Annotated in this window: 17 protein-coding genes and 1 tRNA gene; 11 read left to right on the top strand and 7 right to left on the bottom strand. The window is 70.4% G+C overall.

The genetic code is table 11. The features are described from left to right. Positions 1-45: 45 nt before the first annotated feature. Positions 46-369 carry a DUF6343 family protein gene (locus ACWEFL_RS16310; RefSeq protein WP_451712619.1) on the bottom strand — a complete coding sequence of 108 codons (324 nt, stop codon included), beginning with the start codon at positions 367-369 and terminating at the stop codon, positions 46-48. A 178-nt stretch (positions 370-547) separates the two neighbouring features. Here ACWEFL_RS16310 and ACWEFL_RS16305 point away from each other — a divergent pair, with 178 nt between their 5' ends. From ACWEFL_RS16305 to ACWEFL_RS16290, 4 genes are all read left to right on the top strand, one after another. Beyond that, complete coding sequence (locus tag ACWEFL_RS16305; protein ID WP_451712448.1) at positions 548-1,501, top strand: acyltransferase domain-containing protein; 954 nt, start codon at positions 548-550, stop codon at positions 1,499-1,501. A 116-nt stretch (positions 1,502-1,617) separates the two neighbouring features. Further along, on the top strand, positions 1,618-2,679 hold the full coding sequence (locus ACWEFL_RS16300) for a slipin family protein (RefSeq protein WP_451712445.1): 1,062 nt from the start codon (positions 1,618-1,620) through the stop codon (positions 2,677-2,679). 180 nt (positions 2,680-2,859) lie between these two features. Continuing rightward, positions 2,860-5,805 (top strand): DEAD/DEAH box helicase, encoded by a 2,946-nt coding sequence (locus ACWEFL_RS16295; RefSeq protein WP_451712442.1) that lies wholly within the window; start codon positions 2,860-2,862, stop codon positions 5,803-5,805. Beyond that, positions 5,802-7,103: an SWIM zinc finger family protein gene (locus tag ACWEFL_RS16290; protein ID WP_451712440.1), complete on the top strand. Its 1,302-nt coding sequence runs from the start codon at positions 5,802-5,804 to the stop codon at positions 7,101-7,103. The genes ACWEFL_RS16295 and ACWEFL_RS16290 overlap by 4 nt, the downstream gene beginning before the upstream one ends. A 9-nt stretch (positions 7,104-7,112) precedes the next feature. Here the strand turns inward: ACWEFL_RS16290 and ACWEFL_RS16285 are convergent, their stop codons facing one another. Beyond that, positions 7,113-7,646: a hypothetical protein gene (locus ACWEFL_RS16285; RefSeq protein WP_451712437.1), complete on the bottom strand. Its 534-nt coding sequence runs from the start codon at positions 7,644-7,646 to the stop codon at positions 7,113-7,115. Positions 7,647-7,747: 101 nt separating this feature from the next. Between ACWEFL_RS16285 and ACWEFL_RS16280 the strand changes: the two genes are divergently transcribed. Next, positions 7,748-8,944 carry a cytochrome P450 family protein gene (locus ACWEFL_RS16280; RefSeq protein ID WP_451712434.1) on the top strand — a complete coding sequence of 399 codons (1,197 nt, stop codon included), beginning with the start codon at positions 7,748-7,750 and terminating at the stop codon, positions 8,942-8,944. A gap of 44 nt (positions 8,945-8,988) precedes the next feature. Here the strand turns inward: ACWEFL_RS16280 and ACWEFL_RS16275 are convergent, their stop codons facing one another. Then, positions 8,989-9,447, bottom strand: a complete 459-nt coding sequence (locus ACWEFL_RS16275) for a hypothetical protein (RefSeq protein WP_451712431.1) — start codon at positions 9,445-9,447, stop codon at positions 8,989-8,991. 109 nt (positions 9,448-9,556) lie between these two features. Between ACWEFL_RS16275 and ACWEFL_RS16270 the strand changes: the two genes are divergently transcribed. The 3 genes from ACWEFL_RS16270 (at position 9,557) to ACWEFL_RS16260 (ending at position 11,469) form a co-directional block, all read left to right on the top strand. Then, complete coding sequence (locus ACWEFL_RS16270) at positions 9,557-10,288, top strand: DUF7873 family protein (protein WP_451712428.1); 732 nt, start codon at positions 9,557-9,559, stop codon at positions 10,286-10,288. A 23-nt stretch (positions 10,289-10,311) separates the two neighbouring features. After that, a tRNA-OTHER gene (locus ACWEFL_RS16265) sits at positions 10,312-10,411 on the top strand. 419 nt (positions 10,412-10,830) lie between these two features. Next, entirely contained in the window at positions 10,831-11,469 is a 639-nt protein-coding gene (locus ACWEFL_RS16260; protein WP_451712426.1) for a uridine kinase, read from the top strand. Here the strand turns inward: ACWEFL_RS16260 and ACWEFL_RS16255 are convergent. The 4 genes from ACWEFL_RS16255 to ACWEFL_RS16240 all read right to left on the bottom strand — a co-directional run bounded on the left by ACWEFL_RS16255 (position 11,442) and on the right by ACWEFL_RS16240 (position 15,586). Then, complete coding sequence (locus ACWEFL_RS16255; protein WP_451712616.1) at positions 11,442-12,395, bottom strand: carbohydrate kinase family protein; 954 nt, start codon at positions 12,393-12,395, stop codon at positions 11,442-11,444. The two genes, ACWEFL_RS16260 and ACWEFL_RS16255, sit on opposite strands and share 28 nt — an antisense overlap. A 122-nt stretch (positions 12,396-12,517) precedes the next feature. Continuing rightward, on the bottom strand, positions 12,518-13,420 hold the full coding sequence (locus ACWEFL_RS16250) for a pseudouridine-5'-phosphate glycosidase (RefSeq protein WP_451712423.1): 903 nt from the start codon (positions 13,418-13,420) through the stop codon (positions 12,518-12,520). A gap of 39 nt (positions 13,421-13,459) precedes the next feature. Continuing rightward, the gene (locus tag ACWEFL_RS16245) at positions 13,460-14,683 is read right to left on the bottom strand and encodes an MFS transporter (protein WP_451712420.1); all 1,224 of its coding nucleotides are present in this window, start codon (positions 14,681-14,683) and stop codon (positions 13,460-13,462) included. A gap of 372 nt (positions 14,684-15,055) precedes the next feature. Then, entirely contained in the window at positions 15,056-15,586 is a 531-nt protein-coding gene (locus tag ACWEFL_RS16240) for a methylated-DNA--[protein]-cysteine S-methyltransferase (RefSeq protein ID WP_451712418.1), read from the bottom strand. 373 nt (positions 15,587-15,959) lie between these two features. On the opposite strand from ACWEFL_RS16240, the gene ACWEFL_RS16235 reads away from it, so the two are divergent. From ACWEFL_RS16235 to ACWEFL_RS16225, 3 genes are all read left to right on the top strand, one after another. Continuing rightward, entirely contained in the window at positions 15,960-16,847 is an 888-nt protein-coding gene (locus ACWEFL_RS16235; protein ID WP_451712415.1) for an MHYT domain-containing protein, read from the top strand. Positions 16,848-16,990: 143 nt separating this feature from the next. Continuing rightward, positions 16,991-19,108, top strand: coding sequence for an excinuclease ABC subunit UvrB (gene uvrB / locus ACWEFL_RS16230; RefSeq protein ID WP_451712412.1), 2,118 nt, complete (start codon positions 16,991-16,993; stop codon positions 19,106-19,108). 179 nt (positions 19,109-19,287) lie between these two features. Beyond that, complete coding sequence (locus ACWEFL_RS16225) at positions 19,288-19,866, top strand: TerD family protein (protein WP_451712410.1); 579 nt, start codon at positions 19,288-19,290, stop codon at positions 19,864-19,866. Positions 19,867-19,961: the final 95 nt, after the last annotated feature.

Below are 19,961 nucleotides of genomic sequence, written 5' to 3'. Positions count from 1 at the left end.
CACCCCACGGCGCACCCCGGCCTTCGGTTCGCCGCCCGCCGAGCACTACTCGTCCTGATGCGGTGTTCCAGGGGACCGGGACCGGTCGCGTGGACCGGGCGGCGGAGTCCGCTCGTCGTGGACGGGTTCGTACGGGGGGATGTCACGGCCTGGCTGGTAGTGCGGCCCCTGGCGCATATGACGGACGACGAAGGCCATGTCCGTCAGGACGATCAGCAGCAGCACCCCGCAGAGCGCCGCCCAGCCGGGATGAGACGCGAGAGCGAAGATCGCCGTGCCTCCCGCGGTCCAGATCAGCCCCCAGACACTCAGCCAGAACCGCATCCGCAGCGGACTGCGTGCGGTTATCGGCTCACTCCCGGTGCGCATGAGCATCACATCTCCAACTCCAGGATGCACCTGTGTCCGTACTCTGGAGGACTGGTGCCCTCCGCGGGAGCTGTGCGCGTCCGTCGTGGGCACAGAGCGCCGATCCGCGACGCGGTGTCCGGGCGACCGGCCTTGAGACGCGACCGGCCTTGAGATGTGAATCCGAGGGGGAGCCCTGGTGACTGGCACGCTGGTGGAATTGCCCGAAAGCGATGTGCTGGCGGAAGCACTGCTGGATCTCGCGGTACCGCACGAGGACATCAGGGAGTTACTCACCCTGCGCGGCCGGATGACCACGGATCCGGGACTGCGCCGACTCCTGGAGACGGGCGTCCGGAACCTGACCGAGGACATGGGCCGCATCGGCGGCGGGGGCGGGCCGCCGTCCCTCTCGGACGACGACGTGGGTTCACAGGGGCCCCGGCGCTCACCGGACCGGAGCGCGGTCGCCCGCTACTTCCCGGTGTACGTGTTCGTCGCCGTCCTTCCGTACATCCGGGCCCACCACCGCGAGCGTTCCGTACCGGATGCCGTCTCCCGCCGGACGCTCGCCGACCTCGGCAGGCAGATCGCTGTTCACCGTCGGAGGCACGGAAACGGCGGGTTGCTGATTCCGGGCTGGCTCGGACTGCACTTCCGCGGTGAGCTGTACCAGCTGGGACGGCTGCAGTTCGCGCGTGACCGGCTCGGCGCTCGCACGGGAGCCGCCGTACGGGAGGCGGGGCTGCCGCTGGGTCCCGGAGACCCGGTGCTGGGGCTGCACATCCCCGACTTCCTGGGTTCGCTCACTCCAGCCGCCTGCGACCGCTCCCTTGGCCTGGCCGGGGAGTTCTTCGCCCGCTGCTACCCCGAGGAGACCTATCGGGTCGCCTCCTGCCATTCCTGGCTGCTCGATCCGCAGCTCGCCGAGTATCTGCCGGAGGACTCCAACATCCGCCGCTTCCAGGACCGTTTCCGGCTCTCCCACGAGCGGAAAGACGCCGAGGACGGCGATCCCGTCGGCTTCGTGTTCGGCGATCCGCGGCTGCCTCCGCAGGGGTTGCCCCGGCGCACCGCGCTGGAGCGCGCGATCGGCGACCATCTGCGGGCGGGCCGTCACTGGTACTGCGGACACGGCTGGTTCGCACTCTGACCGCCTCCCAAGGCGCATACGGCAAGGCGGCTGACCCTGTACGGGGGCTCGCCCCCCGGGGCACCGCGGGCATACCGTGGTATAGGGCGTTCAGCTCGTCAGAAGGGGGTGCCCCGATGGTCGAGGAGCTGGTGGTCGCGGGTATCGCGGCCGCGTCAGGTATCGCGGTGTACTCGATGGCTGCGGCCAAGGTGGTCAAGCAGTACGAGCGGGGTGTGGTGCTTCGGCTCGGCCGGCTGCGGGGAGGTATCCGCGGTCCGGGATTCACCATGATCGTCCCGATGGTGGACCGGCTCCACAAGGTCAATATGCAGATCGTGACGATGCCGGTCCCCGCCCAGGAGGGCATCACCAGGGACAATGTGACCGTCCGCGTCGACGCGGTCGTCTACTTCCGGGTGATCGAGGCGGCCAACGCGATCATCGAGGTCGAGGACTACCGTTTCGCGGTCTCACAGATGGCACAGACGTCGCTGCGATCGATCATCGGAAAGAGCGACCTCGACGATCTGCTCTCCAACCGCGAGAAACTCAACCAGGGCCTGGAACTGATGATCGACAGCCCGGCGATCGGATGGGGTGTGCAGATCGACCGGGTGGAGATCAAGGATGTGTCGCTGCCCGAGGCCATGAAGCGCTCGATGGCGCGGCAGGCCGAGGCGGACCGGGAACGGCGGGCCCGTGTGATCAACGCCGACGCGGAGCTCCAGGCGTCCAAGAAGCTGGCCCAGGCCGCCGGTGAGATGTCGAAGGAACCGGCGGCGCTGCAGCTGAGGCTCTTGCAGACCGTGGTCGCCGTGGCGGCGGAGAAGAACTCCACGCTCGTGCTCCCCTTCCCGGTGGAACTGCTCCGCTTCCTGGAGCGTGCTCAGCAGGGGCCGCCACACCCCCCGCCCCCGCCGCACAAGGTCGCCGATCCGGTACAGGCGACGGCCACGCTCACTCCGGGTTCGCAAGCGCGACCGGAGGAGGAGCCGGCGCTGCCACCGGACGCCTCTGCCGAGACCGGACCCCATGGCGAACCCGGTCCACGGACGGAAGCCGCGGCCGAGCCCGCGCCGGGACCCGAACCGGAACCGGCCCTGGAACTGGCACCTGAACCCGCACCTGCATCAGCACCGGAAGCGGCGGCCGAGCCGATCATGGAGCCGATAGCGAACCCCGACCGGACTCTGTAGGCACCATCGCTGCCCGCGGCGGTCCGCACAGCGGCGGATCCGGGACAGCCCGGTTCCGGAACGCCCTGATCACACCCGTTCCGACTGTCGGCGGACGTCACTGTCAGACCCCACCCGTAAGGTCGTAGATCCCAGCACTTCGGTGCATGACACACGACCGACGACGGCGGGAGGTGACCCATGACGTCCGGCACGACACGCCCACTGCACTCCTTCGCCGCCGTCTTCCTTCCCGCGCCGCTGCCTCGGGAGGGAAGGGTCGCCTTCTGGGCCCCGGAAGGCGACCCGCCGTACGAAGCGGGCGCGACCGGCGAGATTACCGTCGTTCGCCGGACCGTCCAGGAGCCCGCGCCGGACGCGGGCCGGCCCGAAGCGCCGGCGCTCCACAGCCGTACCGTCCGCGCCGTGCTGCTGTCCGTCACCGACGCCGTGCCACTGCTGGCCCGTGCCCGTAGCCATCCGGCCGCGCACCCCGCCGCGGCCTGCTGGGGCGCCGCCGCGCTGCACGCGCTGCATCTGGTGGCGCGCGGCAGACTGCTGCCGGGGCTGACCACGGCAGATCACGACGCCTGGCGCGCGGGCCCGCTGGACGCCGCCGACATCGCCCAGCTCAGGACCATCGCCGCAGCCATGCCGTACGAGGCGTACGCCACGCCCGTACCCGGTCCGCGCCCACTCCGGCTGCCCGATCCGGAGTTCCTGGTGCGGGCCTTCTTCGACGCGGTCGCCGACACCCTGCCCCGTACGCCCGCCGCGGCCTTCGCCGTGGGTGCGCCGTTCGCGGCGGCCACGGCCCAGCACCTGCCCGGCGCGCGCGAGTGGGCGGCGGAGGCGGCGGCGGGCATGGACGCGGGGGTCCGGATCTCCCTCCGGCTCGACCTGTCCGCTTCCCGGCTCTTCGACACCGCCGACATCGGGGACATCGACGACGGGCATGGCGACGACGACCGGCACGGCCGCACGGCGGGCGCCGCCCTCGTCCAGGTGCACAGCCTCGCCGATCCGACACTCGTCGTCGACGCCGCCCGGCTGTGGGCCGACGACGGCGGCGAGCACTTCGGACCGCGGGCCAAGATCGACGCGGTGCTCGCCCTGCGCCGGGCCGCGCGGGTCTGGCCGCCGCTCGCCGGACTGCTGGAACGGGACGTCCCCGATGTGCTGCCGCTCACCGAGGGCGAGTTGTACGAGCTGCTGGGGCCGGGAGCGGCACGGCTGGCCGCCGCCGGAGTCGCCGTGCACTGGCCGAAGGAGCTCGCGCGTACGCTCTCGGCCACCGCTGTCGTACGGCCGGCTCCCGGTTCGGCGACGGACGGCACCCCGTTCTTCGACAGCGAGGCCCTGCTGAAGTTCAACTGGCAACTGGCGCTCGACGGCGATCCGCTCACCGAGACGGAGATGGACGCGCTGGCCGAGTCGCACCGCCCGATCGTGCGGCTGCGGGACCGGTGGGTGGTCCTCGACCCCGATGTCGTACGCAAGGCCCGCAAGCGGGAGTTGGGTCTGCTCCAGCCGGTCGACGCCCTGGCGGTGGCGCTGACGGGCACCGCCGAGGTCGACGGCGAGACGGTGGAGGCCGTGCCGACGGGCGCGCTCGCGGCGCTGCGCGACCGGCTCACCGCGGGGGCCGCCGCCATCGCACCGCCGCAGGGTCTCACCGCAACGCTGCGGGAGTACCAACTGCGCGGTCTGGCCTGGCTGGACCTGATGACCTCGCTCGGACTCGGCGGCTGTCTCGCCGACGACATGGGCCTCGGGAAGACGGTCACGGTGATCGCGCTCCATCTGCACCGCGACCGCCCCGCCCCGACCCTGGTGGTCTGCCCGGCCTCGCTCCTCGGCAACTGGCAGCGGGAGATCACCCGCTTCGCCCCCGGAGTGCCGGTCCGCCGCTTCCACGGCGCCGACCGGACCCTGCCCACGGCCGAGGGCGGCTTCGTGCTCACCACGTACGGCACCATGCGCACCAGCGCGGAGCGCCTGGCAGGGCACACCTGGGGCATGGTCGTCGCCGATGAGGCACAGCACGTGAAGAACCCGTTCTCCGCGACCGCCAAGGCCCTGCGTACCATCCCGGCCCCCGCCCGCGTCGCGCTGACCGGCACCCCCGTAGAGAACAACCTCTCCGAACTGTGGGCCCTGCTGGACTGGACGACCCCCGGACTCCTCGGACCGCTGAAGGCGTTCCGCTCCCGCCACGCCCGGCTCGTGGAACTGGGAGAGGACGACGGCGCGGTGGAGCGGCTGTCCCGCCTCGTCCGGCCCTTCCTGCTGCGTCGCAAGAAGTCCGATCCGGGCATCGCTCCCGAACTGCCGCCCAAGACGGAATCCGACCATCCCGTCGCGCTCACCCGCGAGCAGGCGTCGCTGTACGAGGCCGTCGTACGGGAGACGATGGCGGCCATCGAAGGCGCCGAGGGCATCGCCCGCCGGGGCCTGGTGATGAAGCTCCTCACGGACCTCAAGCAGATCTGCAACCACCCTGCCCAGTTCCTTAAGGAGCACGGCGGCCGGAGCGGCGGCGCGTCCTCCCGTACCGCGAGGGCCGGAGCGGGATCCGCGACCGCGGCTGCCACGGGAGGAGCGGTCCGGCTGGCCGGGCGTTCCGGGAAGCTCGCCCTCCTCGACGAACTGCTGGAGACGATCCTCGCCGAGGACGGATCGGTCCTGATCTTCACCCAGTACGTCTCCATGGCGAGGCTCCTGACGGATCACCTCGGCTCACGGGGGATCCCGTCCCAACTGCTCCACGGGGGAACGGCCGTGGCGGAACGGGAGCGCATGGTCGACCGCTTCCAGTCCGGCGAGACACCCGTGTTCATCCTGTCCCTCAAAGCCGCCGGCACCGGGCTCAACCTCACCCGCGCGGGCCATGTCATCCACTTCGACCGCTGGTGGAACCCCGCGGTCGAGGAACAGGCGACGGACCGGGCGTACCGCATCGGACAGACCCGGCACGTACAGGTCCACCGGCTGATCACGGAGGGCACGGTCGAGGACCGCATCTCCGAGATGCTCGCGGCCAAGAAGGCGCTGGCGGACGCGGTCCTCGGATCCGGGGAGACCGCGCTGACCGAACTGACCGACCGTGAGCTGGCCGATCTCGTCTCCCTGCGGAGGTCCGAATGACCGTGCCCCCCGGCCGCCGCACCGGTTCCGGTTCCCGTGGCCGTCGTGCCGGGCCGCTGTCCGCGCGGCACGGCCACGGGGACCTCCGCAGGACCTTCCCCGCGCTGGAGCCCCGGACGGGCGAGGCGTTCGCCTCCAGCTGGTGGGGGAACGCCTGGGTGGAGGCCCTGGAGGACGTGGCCCTCGACCCCGCCAGACTGGGCCGCGGCCGGGCGTACGCGAGCCGTGGCCACGTCGACGCGATCACGGTCACGCCCGGCCGGGTCATGGCGTACGTCCACGGCGGCAGACCGCGCCCGTACCGCACGGAGATCCGGCTCCGGACACTGACCGACGAGGACTGGGACGACTTTCTGGCCGCCGCGGCCTCCCGCCCCGACCACATCGCGGCCCTGCTCGACAAGGACGTGCCCGAGGCGCTCGCGACCGCGGCCGATCTGCTGCCGACACCCGGCGATCTGATCCCCGACTGCTCTTGCCCGGACGACGGCTTCCCTTGCAAGCACGCCGCCGCGCTCTGCTACCAGACCGCGCGCCTGCTGGACGAGGACCCGTTCGTTCTGTTCCTCATGCGCGGCATGGGGGAGCGGGACATCCTGGCCGCACTCTCGCACCGCAACGCCACCCGGTCGGCGGCCGAGCGCAGTGCCGCCGGCACCGCCGCGGAGCCGCCGACCGTCCCGGCGCACATCGCCCTGATCCCCCGTGGACTGCCCGTTCTCCCACCGCCGTTCCCCACACCTGCGCATCCCGGCCGACCGCCGGCCTATCCGCAGGCAGCGGGCGCGCCCGACCCGATAGCCCTGGACCTGCTCGCCTCCGAGGCGGCCGCCCGCGCACACGCTCTGCTCACCACCGGCGCCGATCCCACCGCGCAACTCACCACCTGGCAGGACGCGGTCCGCCTGGCCGCCGCCCACCCCGGCTCCGGGCTCACCGCCTCCACCCGCGCCCTGTACCGCGATCTGGCCGCCGCCACCGATCGCACCACCACCGATCTCGCCCGAGCGGTGGCCGCCTGGCGCCAGGGAGGCCGGCCGGCCCTCGACGTACTGGAGGAGCCCTGGGACCCGCCCGCCGGTCCCTTCGACCGGGCCGGGCCCAGCCTGGCGGCAGCCGATTTCCCGCACTTCCGCCCCTGGCGCAATCGGCTGTCCACCGACTCGCTCCAGCTCCGGCTCGGCCGCGACGGCCTCTGGTACGGATACGAGTCGGAGACGGCCCGTGAGGACTGGTGGCCCAGAGGCACCCCGGACACGGACCCCGTCGGAGCGCTCACGACCCTGCTGGGCAGGTAGCGGCAGTACTCAGAGAGTGTCGGCCCACTGCCGAAGCCGCGCGAAGTCCGCGTCCCGCAGGCCCCGCTTCGGATGTATCGGCAGCAACAGCGCCGGAGCGTCATGGTGTTCCGCCACATGCGCCATATCGCGTGGGCTCAGCATGTCGTCCACCCAGGCGAACGGGCGGCCCGCCGCCCACTCCAGTATCGGACGGGTCTTCCAGCAGAGACCGTCGGGATCGGCGGTGAACACTTCCGGCCATTCGACAACCGGGAGATCGGCGGGCAGACCCACACCGGGAGCGATCATCGTGTTCGCCTCATGCATCCACGCACTCGCCCAGGCCAGCTCGAAGGGCAGTCCGGTGAGCCGTTTCCCGTGCGACGAGTTGAGCCGGACCCGCAGCCCGCGGCGGTGCCGCCGCGAGCCGGGCACCTGTCGGGACAGCCAGACCGAAGGACGCAGCCGGTGGGTCGTATAGCCGCGAAGACGGGGCAGACGCGCGGCGAACGGGTTGAGCGGTCCGTCGACGTCGAGCAGGAGCAGTGGGCGGTCGGTCATAGGAGAGAACTTTTCCACCGTTCGGCCCGATCGCGGCGTAAAATAACCGCTTGACTTTTCTCATTGAACGGCTGGACCGGCTGGCTCTCTAGGGTGAGCCCATGACCACCGAAGATCCGACGAGCGAACTGCTGGCCGATCCGTACGCCGTGTACGAGCGGCTCCGGGAGACCGCTCCCGTGCACCGGATCGCCGGACCGGACGGTCTGCCGGTCTGGCTCGTCACCCGGTACGAGGACGTACGGCAGGGTCTCGCCGATCCACGGCTCGCACTCGACAAGCGGCACGCCACGCCCGGCGGATACCGGGGACTGGGCCTGCCGCCCGCCCTGGACGCCAATCTGCTGAACATGGATCCGCCCGATCACACCCGTATCCGACGACTGGTGTCCCGCGCCTTCACCGCGCGGCGCATCGAGGAACTGCGGGAGCCGATCCGCCGGATCGCCGACGAACTGCTGGACGCCATGGCGCCGAAGGGCCGGGCGGATCTGGTCGCCGCGTACGCCGTCCCGCTGCCCATCACCGTGATCTGCGAACTGCTCGGAGTGCCTCCGCACTCCCGCCGTGACTTCCGAGAGTGGACGGACGTGCTGCTGACGCCGGACCCCGCACGGCCGGGCCGGACGAAGGAAGCCATGGCGGCCGTGGTCGGCTTCTTCTCCGGGCTGCTCGCGCACAAACGGGCCGAGCCCGGCGACGATCTGCTGTCCGCGCTGATCGCCGTCCGGGAGGAGCCGGGGCCGGAAGGGGCCGGCCGGCTCAGCGAGGACGAACTGATGTCCCTGGCCTTTCTGATCCTGTTCGCCGGATACGAGAACGCCGTCCAGCTCATCGGCAACGCGACCCTCGCCCTGCTCCGCCACCCCGGCCAACTGGCCGCCCTGCGGAACGATCTCGGCCGTATCGGGGCGGCGGTGGAGGAGTTCTTCCGGTACGACGGTCCGGCGCTGCTGGCCATCCGCCGGTTTCCCGTCGAGGATCTGACGATCGGTGGGGTGACCGTCCCCAAGGGGGAGACCGTGCTGCTCTCCCTGGCGTCGGCCAACCGCGACCCCCGCCGTTTCCCCGACCCCGGCCTCCTTGATCTGGACCGTGACACCGCGGGCCATGTCGCGCTCGGACACGGCATCCACTACTGCGTCGGGGCGCCCCTGGCGCGCCTGGAGACCGAGGTCGCGCTGACGGCGCTGCTCGAACGGTTTCCGCGCCTGGAACTCGACGCGGAGGACGGTGAACTCCGCCGGCGTCCGTCGATGCGCGCGAGAGGGCTCGTCTCCCTGCCGGTGCGCTACTGAAATCGGCGGCCCCGGCAGCCCGCCGACCGGCGGCCGGCCGAGGCTCAGTGAACGCCGGGAGCCGCCGCCCCGATGAACTCCGACAGCGTCTCGCGCGCCTGCTCCGAACGCCGTGAACGATCGTCCTCGTCCGCTGCCTCGTGCATACAGTTCGTCACTTCGAAAGCGGAGGCGGCGAGTTCAAGGGTCTTGGGGTCTTCGCACACCAACTGGACCCGGATCAGCGCCTGATGGGCGCTGGACCGCAGTCGGTAGGAATCGATACGGGCCTCTTCGGCCGCCGCGCCGCCCGGGGCCTCCCGCGCGCGGTACCAGCGGTCGTTCTGGCCGCGCCGGTAGTCCACGAGCGCTCCGGCGAAGGCGCTGTACGCGGCGATCCGTTCCTGGCGGAGTCGTTCGGCACGGCTGAACGCGGCGGCACGGTCGCTCGTCCGGCTCTGGAGGACATGAGTGACCACCGAACCGAGCAACGTGCCGATGACGGCGATGACGGCTGTCTCCATCGTGCGTACTCCCCAAGGGACTTGTCGAGATGTCGGGACTCCGGCGCACTGCCGCGAGGGCGCCGGATATTGGTTCGAGGGGTTGCGGTGACGTTGATAGTTTGAGCACGTGGCGAAGCTGAATCAGATCATCGCAGTGGAGAAGGGCGTCAAGTCCAAGGCGCATCAGGACCTGACCGCGGCCCATCACGGCCTCCAGAAGCCGGCGTTGCTCGCCGGGATCTCCCGCACCTACCAGCCCAAGGACGAGGAGGGCGAGCAGTTGCCGCCCGAGTCCACCCGGGTTCAGGTCAAGGCCGAGGACGTCCTGCGGGAGACGGCGAAGACGCTGACCAGGCTCTTCGATGTGACCGCCACCAAGGACTGGGCCAACTGCACCGCCCGAGCGGATGTCTCCGTGGACGGAAGGGTCCTGGTCGGCGATGTGCCGGTGTCCTATCTCCTCTTCCTCGAGAAGCAGTTGACGGACATCAACACGTTCGTCCGCAGACTTCCGGTACTGGACGCCTCGGAGTCATGGACGCAGGACCCGTCGACCGACGCCTGGAAGACGGACTCCGTCCGCACGCTGCGTACGAAGAAGGTCCCCCGCAACCATGTGAAGGCGGAGGCGACCGAGAAGCACCCGGCGCAGGTCGAGGTCTACTACGAGGACATCCCGGTCGGTTACTGGACGACGGTGAAGTTCTCCGGCGCGCTGCCGGCCCGGCGGGTCAACGAACTGCTGGAGCGGGTCGAGAAGCTGCAGCAGGCGGTGAAGTTCGCGCGTGAGGAGGCCAATAGCGCCGAGGTCACCGACCAGAGGGTGGGCGACGCGGTGTTCGGCTATCTGTTCGGCTAGCGGGTAGTCTCAAAGACTCCCCGGCCGCGGGAACGCGGTCGGGGTGCGCGAGGAGCGCAAGCTGAAACTGAGGCTTGTCGTGATCAGGTGGTTCCAGTGGAGGTTCGAATCCTCCCCGCGGCGTTACGAGTACGGGCCGCGGTAGCCCAATTCGGCAGAGGCAGACCGCCTTCAGACTCAGACTATTGCTCCAGATTCAGCATTCGCCGCCGATCGCCGGATCGACCGGGCCCGAGCCCCCGGACGTCGAAATGCCGGTTCAAGTCCGGCCCGCACAGCTCGATGTGCGGTGGTCCAAAGGCAGGACGCGACGACATGACGACTGACTCGGGTCCTCAAGCGTGCCGGCGTGCCGAATGGGCGGCACCTCAGGGCTCGGGGGCCGGCTACGCCCCCGGGCCCGCTCCGTTTCCACCGGCGTCGTGCGCCTTTCACCGATGCCGCGCCGGTGCCCGCCGGCTCCGTACCCGGGAATCCGCAGTTCGGTGATTGGCGACTGGTCGCCAAAGGCTCGACGATCCCGCCCGCAGGATGATGGACTGGTGAGACTCGAAGCGATCACCTGGGAGCGGCTGACCGAAGCCATCGCCGACAAGGTCATGGAGACCGAGGCCGAAGACGGCAGCCCCTGGCTGCGCATCGGGGTGGACGGGGCCCCTGCCGCTCGCGGCGGGGAGTTCGCCGGGCGGGTCGAGGAAGCGCTGCGGCTGCGCGGGCGCGGCGCACTGACCGTCGGCACCGGCGGATTCCTCCGCCCCGCGTCGCTGCGGTACGAGTACGGGCGAGAGGACCCCGACACCTACTACAGCGGCTGGTTCGACACGGGCGCCCTGTGGCGTGAGGTCTTCCGGCCCCTGGAGGCGGGAGGCAGCGGGCAGGTGCTGCCCGACCTCTGGGATCCCGTGACCGACCGGGCGACCCGTAGCCGGAGGACGGGGCTGCCTCCCGGAGGCGTGCTGTTGCTGCACGGCCCGTTCCTCCTAGGGCACTGGTTCCCGTTCGACCTGACCGTGCATCTGCGGCTGTCGCCCGCGGCGCTGCGGCGGCGTACAGAGCCAGGCGCGCACTGGACGCTGCCCGCGTTCCAGCGGTACGAGGAGGAGGTGAGGCCCGGTGAGGCCGCCGATGTGGTGGTACGAGCCGACGATCCGCGTCATCCGGCGTGGGGCGGGCTGGGCTGAGCGTGCCCTTCCCCGCGGTGAGCGGAAGGAGACGTGGGCCGGGGGCCTGCCGGGCGCGCGGGCCGGCCGCCGATGAGAGTCACCGCCTCCGCTCCCGCCCGGCACCCCTCGGCCGCCGCTGTCACGGCGTCCGCGCCCGCCAGCCGGGCGGCGAGGAAGGCTCCGGCGAAAGCGTCGCCCGCACCCGTGGAGTCCACGGCCCGGACGGCGGGCGCCCGGACACGGGCCGTGATCGTGCCCGACCGAGCCACCAGCGCGCCTTCGGCGCCCAGGGTGACCACGGTCAGCGGAACCCGGCGGCTCAGCGACACGGCGGCGTCCGCCGGATCGGACAGACCGGTGAGAAGACTGGCTTCGTCCGCGTTCGGGACGAGGACGTCCACACCGTCGAGGGCGGCCAGCATCCGGTCGGCACCCCACCGGGCGATGAAACCCGCGGAGGCCGGGTCCACGCTCACCGGCACCCCGCGTGCCCGCGCCGATTTCCGGGCCATCCAGGCCAGTTGCCTGCTGGTCTCGGAGAAGAGGAGATAGCCGGAGAGATGGAGATGTCCCACGCCGTCGAGCAGCGTCGGCGACCAGTCGGCGGGGGAGATGCGCAGCACCGCGCCGCTGTCGGTGAGAAACGTCCGTTCGGCGGTCGCGTCGACGAGCGCGATGACCGTCGCGGTCGGGGCGGTGTCGTCCGGTACGAGCAGCGGACGCACCCCGGCGGCCCGCAGCCGGTCCGCGTGCCACTCCGCCTCCTCCCGGCCGACCCGGCCGAGGAGCCGTACGTCCCGCTGTCCCCGGTGGGCGGCCCAGCAGGCCACATTGGCGCCGGCGCCGCCGGGGAGGACATGGATCCGGGCCGTGGTGTCCGTGCCATGGACGAGTGGCGTGGAGTGACGGGCCACGATGTCGGTCACGACGTCGCCCACGACCAGAAGGGCGGGGACGGGGGACGGGGGAGTGCTCTCCGGCCGGCCGCCGTGCCGCGGACCGTGCGCCTCGTCCGTCTCGTCCGTCACATCCGCCCGGTCAGCGCTCAAGGAGCCGCGCCCCACGCTCAGAGCGCCGCCGCGATCAGGGCGGCCAGCCGCACATTCCCCCGGACGGCCGCCACATTGGCCTCCAGTGACGCGCCCTCGGTCCGCCGCGTCAGGAAGTCCAGCAGAAACGGCGTCACGGCCTGCCCCACGATGCCCCGTTCAGCGCACTCGTCCAGCGCTTCGGCGAGGACGCGGTCGTGCAGGGCCGGATCGAGCTGATCCGACTCGGCGACCGGGTTGGCGACGATGAGCGCGGACTCCGGCCGCCCGAGAGCCTCCCGTACCCGGATCACCTCGGCCACCTGCTCGGGGGAGTCGACCGTCCAGTCGACCGGCTCTCCCGAGGACGTGAGATAGAAGCCGGGGAACCGGTCCGTCCTGAATCCGAGGATCCCCACGCCCAGCGTCTCCAGCCGCTGAAGAGTCGCCGGAACGTCCAGCACCGACTTCACTCCCGCGCACACCACGGCGATCCCGGTCTGCGCCAGCACCCGCAGATCCGCCGACTCGTCCTGCGACCGGGTCCACTCGCGATGCACCCCGCCGAGGCCGCCGGTCGCGAAGACCCGGATTCCGGACCGTGCGGCCAGAAAGGCCGTCGCCGACACGGTCGTCGCTCCGCTGGCACCCGTGGCCAGGGCCGGGGCGAGATCGCGGTGACCGAGTTTCCGTACATCGTCGTCATGGGCGACGCGTTCCAACTGTCTTTTGTCCAGGCCGATATGGACGAGACCGTCCAGTACGGCGATGGTGGCGGGGACCGCGCCCGCCGACCGTACGAGCCCTTCCAGCTCCGCCGCGACGGCGAGATTGCGGGGACGCGGCAGGCCGTGGGCGATGATCGTCGATTCCAGGGCGACGACGGGGCGGTGCGCGGCGAGCGCTTCCCGTACTTCCTCGGATACCTCGGTGAGTGACATGTCCCATCCCCTTGCACGGGGAACGGCCGCCCAAACCCTTCAGCCGATCGCCCTGCGCACCGTGAGAGCGGCCAGGGGAAGCAGCAGAGCCGCGGCGATGACGTTCAGCCAGCCGTAGCCGGCCTGCGCGACGACGAGTCCGGCGAGCGCCCCGCCGACGCCCGCGGCGGCGTTCATGACCAGGTCGGACAGGCCCTGCGCGGGCGCCTGGGAGGGCAGGGGCACGGAGTCGGTCAGCAGGGCGGAGCCCGCGACGACACCGGCCGACCAGCCGAGCCCGAGGAGGAACAGTCCGGCGGACGTCCGCGCATGGCTCGCCCCGGCCGTGCCCGCGAGCAGGGTGGCGGTGGCGAGCAGTGCGATGGCGAGCCCGATGACCGCGAGCCTGCCGTAGCGGTCCGCCAGTCGGCCCATCACCGGGGAGAAGGCGTACATGCCCGCGATATGACCGCTGATGACCAGGCCGATCAACTGGATTCCGGCACCGTGATGGCTCAGTGCGACCGGTGTCATCGACATGACGGACACCATCACGGTGTGCGAGACGGCGAGGGTGACCAGCGCGAGTACGGCCATCGGCGACTCGCGAACGGCCCGTACGCCGGCGCCCAGTGAGCGTCCCTCGCGGGAGCGGCCTGCGGGGGAGAGGGCGCGGGCCGTGAGCAGTGGGTCGGGGCGCAGCAGCACCTGGAGCAGCGCCGCCGCGAGGAGGAAGATCCCGGCCGCCCAGACGAAGGCCCCGGCCGCGGCCGGGATACCGAGCCCGGAGACGGTGCGGCCCGCGGGCGCGGCGATGTTGGGCCCGAGGACCGCGCCGATCGTCGTCGCCCAGACGACCAGGGAGATCGCCTGCCCACGGCGCTCGGGCAGGGCGAGATCGGCGGCGGCGAACCGCGCCTGCAGATTCGCCGAGTTCGCCGCGCCGAACGCGGCCAGCCCCAGGAGCAGCAGCGGGAAGTTCCCCACGACGGCCGCCAGTACGACGATGCCCGAGCCCACCGCCCCGATCGTGTAGGCCAGCACGAGTCCTGGCCGGCGCCCGCGAGCCGTCATCAGCGCCGCCAGCGGTACGGACAACAGAGCCGTACCGACCACGGACGCGGTGGAGGCCAGTCCTGACAACGCGTCGGTTCCGGTGACCTGCTGGGCCAGCATGGCCGCCAGCGCGACGCCGGTCGCTATGCCGAGCCCGCCGAGGATCTGACTCGCCACGAGGGCGACGGTGACACGGCGACGGAGGGCGGGCAGCTCGTCCTCGGACACCGGTCGAAGGTCCGGGGCCCCGGCGAACCGTCGGTCGGCCGGGGACCTCCCGGCCGCCGCGGAGCCGCCGGAGGCACTCGTAGGCTCCGCCACCGCTGGGTCCGGAGGAGAGACCGCCCCCTTGGGCCGGGGGCTGTCGGTGCCGGATATATCAGGTACGTCGGGGCTCGGGCTCACTTGCGCAGTGTGCCACTGGGCCCGAGGCCGTACGCAACCGCTTCCGGACGCGACCGCTTCCGGGCTCCTTCCCACGCGCGGACCGGCTCCGGTCTCCGGGCCCGCGCGTCGGCGACGGGCGTCCCCCTCGGAGCCGTACGGACCGCGGCACCGTATCGACGCTCCGCCGCCGGTGCCAGAGCGCGTCCTACGACATCAGAACAGCGGTTCCGGAAGGACGCCCTCCAGCGCGAGCAGCTTCCGTTTCGTCGCCAGCCCACCGCCGAAACCGCCCAGCTTGCCGCCCGACTCCACCACCCGATGGCACGGCACCACCACCGGCAGCGGATTGGAACCCATCGCCGCTCCCACAGCCTGTGCCGCGCCCGGCTGACCGACGCGCGCCGCCAGATCGCCGTATCCGACGACCGCGCCGAAGGGGACGCCGGCCGCCAGTTCCCGCAGCACCTGGCGGTTGAAGCCGCTCGACAGCGACCAGTCAAGCGGGAGCGTGAACTCCCGCAGGTCGCCGGTGAAGTACGCCTCCAGTTGGCGTATCGGCTCGGCGAGCCGACCGGCCGACGACTCCACGGGGTCCGCGCCGAGGCGGTCGGCCAACTGCCGCAGCGCCTTCTCCCGTATCCCCTCGTCCGCGTGGAAGACCACGCAGACCAGGCCGCGGTCGGTCGCGGCGAGAAGCAGTGGCCCGATGGCGGTCCGCACGACGGCCCACTCGAAACTGTTCATGCGAACCACGGTACGACCACCCACTGACAGCGCTGGACGCCGTTCCCGACCCGGACGACGCCCGTCCGGTCGGCCGGATCGACGGCGGTCGCCCCGAGGGGCGTGGGTACACCTTGCCTTCTCCTGTCACCGGGTCCCGGATGTGACGGGAGTGGCCTTCAGAGCTCAACGAGAAGCAGGCGAAGTGCGGGGAAAAAGTGAATAAATCCACCCAGAACGCGTCACGTGACGGTTTCTGCGGAGATAAATCTCTGCCCGAATATTTGCCAAACGGCCTCGGGGCCATACTCTCCCCCCAGAACGGATGTTCCACCGGGGGATCGCGCGAGCACCACGAGGGAACCGCGGGATTTTACGAAACAAGGACACATTCATGCACGGAACTCTGGACGGCTTCTCCTATGGGTTGATCACCCCTGTAGCCGCCTTTGTGATGGCCTGTCTCGGTGCCGCGCTCGGGCTTCGCTGCACCACGAGATCGGTGCGCAATACAGAGACATTCAAAGCCGGATGGCTGGTCCTCGGCGCGACCTCGATCGGCTCCGGCATCTGGACCATGCACTTCATCGGCATGATGGGCTTCACGGTCGAAGAGGCACCGATCACCTACGACCGTCCGATCACGTTCGCGAGCCTCGCGGTCGCGATCCTCATGGTCGGCATCGGCCTCTTCATCGTCGGATACCGCGGCGCGACGACCATGACGCTCGTCACCGCCGGAACGATCACCGGCCTCGGAGTCGCCTCGATGCACTACCTCGGCATGGAGGGAATGCGGCTCCAGGGAAGCATCCAGTACGACACCTTCACGGTCATCCTCTCCGTCGTGATCGCCGTCGTCGCGGCCACCGCCGCTCTCTGGGCGGCCGTGTCCGTGCACGGCTTCCTGGCGAGTCTCGGCGCCAGCCTGGTGATGGGCGTCGCGGTGACCGGTATGCACTACACCGGCATGGCCGCGATCAGCGTCCATCTGCACGGTGCGCGGGGCTCGTCGGGCGTGGGGGAGTCGGCGACCACCCTGCTCCTTCCCATGCTGCTCGGCCCCGCGATCTTCCTGCTGCTCGCCGGAGTCGTCGTCATGTTCGATCCTCTGCTGGTCATGGGGGAGCCCGAGTGGGAGAAGAAGAAGACCGGCAAGAAGCAGGCCGTCACACTCGGAGTGCCCCCGCAGAGCCCCGAATCGCTCTTCGAACGGCAGTCCGCCGGCTGGGTCGCCGACCCCGTCCCGCCCCGTGAGGCCCCGCGAGTCGAGGGCTGGTAGCCACCGCCGAGCCGGCCGAGCCGGGGCCGGGGTCCCGCCCGAACCGGCCGGACCCCGTGAACCCAGCCGCCCGGCCGGGTCGGGGAAGGCCCCGGGACGGCGTCGGCCCCCGGTTGTCAGTGGGGAGTCGTACGGTTGACCCCATGCGGCCCGTTTCCGAGATCGAACGTACGGTGGCGCCTTTCGAGGTCGTCAGTCCCTTCCAGCCCAGCGGCGACCAGCCCACGGCCATCGCCGACCTGGAGCGCAGAATCCGCGCAGGTGAGAAGGATGTCGTCCTGCTCGGCGCCACCGGCACGGGAAAGTCGGCGACCACCGCCTGGATGATCGAGAAGCTCCAGCGCCCGACCCTGGTGATGGCGCCGAACAAGACCCTCGCCGCCCAGTTGGCGAACGAGTTCCGCGAACTCCTGCCGAACAACGCGGTGGAGTACTTCGTCTCGTACTACGACTACTACCAGCCCGAGGCGTACGTTCCGCAGTCGGACACCTACATCGAGAAGGACTCCTCGATCAACGAGGAGGTCGAGCGGCTGCGCCACTCCGCGACGAACTCCCTGCTCACCCGGCGCGATGTGGTCGTGGTCGCCTCCGTCTCGTGCATCTACGGCCTCGGTACCCCGCAGGAGTACGTCGACCGGATGGTGCAGCTCAAGGTCGGCGAGGAGATCGACCGCGACCAGCTGCTGCGCCGCTTCGTCGACATCCAGTACACGCGCAATGACACGGCGTTCACGCGGGGCACGTTCCGGGTCCGCGGCGACACCATCGAGATCTTCCCGGTCTACGAGGAGCTGGCCGTCCGCATCGAGATGTTCGGCGACGAGATCGAGGCCCTCTCCACCCTCCATCCGCTCACCGGGGAGATCCTCAGCGAGGACCGGTCGCTCCACGTCTTCCCGGCCACCCACTACGTCGCGGGCCCCGAGCGGCTCGAACGGGCGGTCAGCGGCATCGAGGCGGAGCTGGAGGCGCGCCTCGCCGACCTGGACAAGCAGGGCAAGATGCTGGAGTCCCAGAGGCTGCGCATGCGCACCTCGTACGACATCGAGATGATGCGCCAGATCGGCTCCTGCTCCGGCATCGAGAACTACTCGATGCACTTCGACGGCCGTGACCCCGGCTCTCCGCCCAACACCCTCCTCGACTACTTCCCCGAGGACTTCCTGCTGGTCATCGACGAGTCGCATGTCACCGTCCCGCAGATCGGCGCGATGTACGAGGGCGACGCGTCCCGCAAGCGGACCCTCGTCGAGCACGGCTTCCGGCTGCCGTCCGCGCTCGACAACAGGCCCCTGAAGTGGGAGGAGTTCACGGAACGGATCGGACAGACGGTCTATCTGTCGGCCACCCCGGGGACATACGAACTCTCCCGCGGCGACGGCTTCGTCGAGCAGATCATCCGCCCCACCGGCCTCGTCGACCCCGAGGTCGTCGTCAAGCCCACCGAGGGCCAGATCGACGACCTGGTCCACGAGATCAGGCTGCGCACCGAGAAGGACGAGCGCGTCCTGGTCACCACCCTCACCAAGAAGATGGCCGAGGACCTCACCGACTACTTCCTCGAACTGGGCATCCAGGTCCGCTATCTGCACAGCGACGTCGACACCCTCCGCCGGGTCGAGCTGCTGCGCGAGCTGCGCTCCGGAGAGTTCGACGTCCTGGTCGGCATCAACCTCCTGCGGGAGGGCCTCGACCTGCCCGAGGTCTCCCTGGTGGCGATCCTCGACGCCGACAAGGAGGGTTTCCTGCGCTCCGGCACCTCCCTGATCCAGACGATCGGCCGCGCGGCGCGCAATGTCTCCGGCCAGGTCCATATGTACGCGGACAAGATCACCCGCGCCATGGAGAAGGCCATCGACGAGACCAACCGCAGGCGCGAGAAGCAGATCGCGTACAACACCGAGCGGGGCATCGACCCCCAGCCGCTCCGCAAGAAGATCAACGACATCGTCGCCACCATCGCGCGCGAGGAGATCGACACCGAAGAACTGCTCGGCACCGAGTACCGCAAGCCCAAGGGCGGGACAGCGGCCAAGGGCGGCAAGGGCGCCAAGGCCCCGGTTCCCTCGCTCGGCGCCAAGGGCACGGTCCTCACCGACCGGCCCGCAGCCGAACTGTCGGGAATCATCGAGGAGATGACCGAGCGGATGCGGGCCGCGGCGGCCGACCTCCAGTTCGAGGTGGCCGCGAGATTGCGGGACGAGGTCGGTGAACTGAAGAAGGAGTTGCGCCAGATGAAGGAGGCGGGTCTCGCCTGAGCCGGGTGCGCCCGATGTGATTCGGGACCCCGATCCGGTGTGCACAGGGCCGCACACCTGGTGTGTTGCAAGACCGACACAAAAACCAGCCAATCGTGCCGCAGCATTGACGTGACTGCGTAGGGTGCTGACCAGCCGCTCATATGGGCGCGGCACTTTCAGTGAGAAGGGGACAGCGCGTGACGGTCAATATGACCAAGGGTCAGGCCATCAGCCTGCAGAAGAGCGACGGGGGCACCCTCACGGCAGTGCGGATGGGGCTCGGCTGGCAGGCGGCTGCCCGCCGCGGTCTGTTCGGCTCGCGCACCAAGGAGATCGACCTGGACGCCTCGGCGGTGCTCTTCGCCGACAAGCAGCCCGTGGACGTGGTCTTCTTCCGCCACCTCGTCAGCGACGACGGCTCGGTGCGGCACACCGGTGACAACCTGGTCGGCGGCGCCGGCTCGGGCGGGGACGACGAGGCCATCCTGGTGGACCTCCAGCGAGTACCGGTCCACATCGACCAGATCGTCTTTACGGTGAACTCGTTCACCGGCCAGACGTTCCAGGAGGTGCAGAACGCCTTCTGCCGCATCGTCGACGAGACCAACGGCCAGGAACTGGCCCGCTACACCCTCGACGGCGGCGGCAAGTACACCGCGCAGATCATGGCGAAGGTACACCGCGTCGGCGATGGCTGGAAGATGACGGCCCTCGGCAACCCCGCCAACGGACGCACCTTCCAGGACCTGATGCCGGCGATCCTGCCGCACCTGTAGGCACGGCCGGGGTCACGGACGTACACGCAGCTCCCGGAGGCAGCCAGGCCGCCGGGAGCTGCACCACTACCACCATCGGGCACCGCGCGCCCCGA

The organism is Streptomyces sp. NPDC004838, assembly GCF_053600955.1.
This window is presented reverse-complemented; position numbering and strand designations above follow the sequence as displayed.

Coding starts and splice junctions, on each gene's coding strand:
- ACWEFL_RS16310 (WP_451712619.1), bottom strand. CDS start 369: ATGCGCACCGGGAGTGAGCCGATAACCGCACGCAGTCCGCTGCGGATG.
- ACWEFL_RS16300 (WP_451712445.1), top strand. CDS start 1,618: ATGGTCGAGGAGCTGGTGGTCGCGGGTATCGCGGCCGCGTCAGGTATC.
- ACWEFL_RS16295 (WP_451712442.1), top strand. CDS start 2,860: ATGACGTCCGGCACGACACGCCCACTGCACTCCTTCGCCGCCGTCTTC.
- ACWEFL_RS16290 (WP_451712440.1), top strand. CDS start 5,802: ATGACCGTGCCCCCCGGCCGCCGCACCGGTTCCGGTTCCCGTGGCCGT.
- ACWEFL_RS16285 (WP_451712437.1), bottom strand. CDS start 7,646: ATGACCGACCGCCCACTGCTCCTGCTCGACGTCGACGGACCGCTCAAC.
- ACWEFL_RS16280 (WP_451712434.1), top strand. CDS start 7,748: ATGACCACCGAAGATCCGACGAGCGAACTGCTGGCCGATCCGTACGCC.
- ACWEFL_RS16275 (WP_451712431.1), bottom strand. CDS start 9,447: ATGGAGACAGCCGTCATCGCCGTCATCGGCACGTTGCTCGGTTCGGTG.
- ACWEFL_RS16250 (WP_451712423.1), bottom strand. CDS start 13,420: ATGTCACTCACCGAGGTATCCGAGGAAGTACGGGAAGCGCTCGCCGCG.
- ACWEFL_RS16240 (WP_451712418.1), bottom strand. CDS start 15,586: ATGAACAGTTTCGAGTGGGCCGTCGTGCGGACCGCCATCGGGCCACTG.
- ACWEFL_RS16235 (WP_451712415.1), top strand. CDS start 15,960: ATGCACGGAACTCTGGACGGCTTCTCCTATGGGTTGATCACCCCTGTA.
- uvrB (WP_451712412.1), top strand. CDS start 16,991: ATGCGGCCCGTTTCCGAGATCGAACGTACGGTGGCGCCTTTCGAGGTC.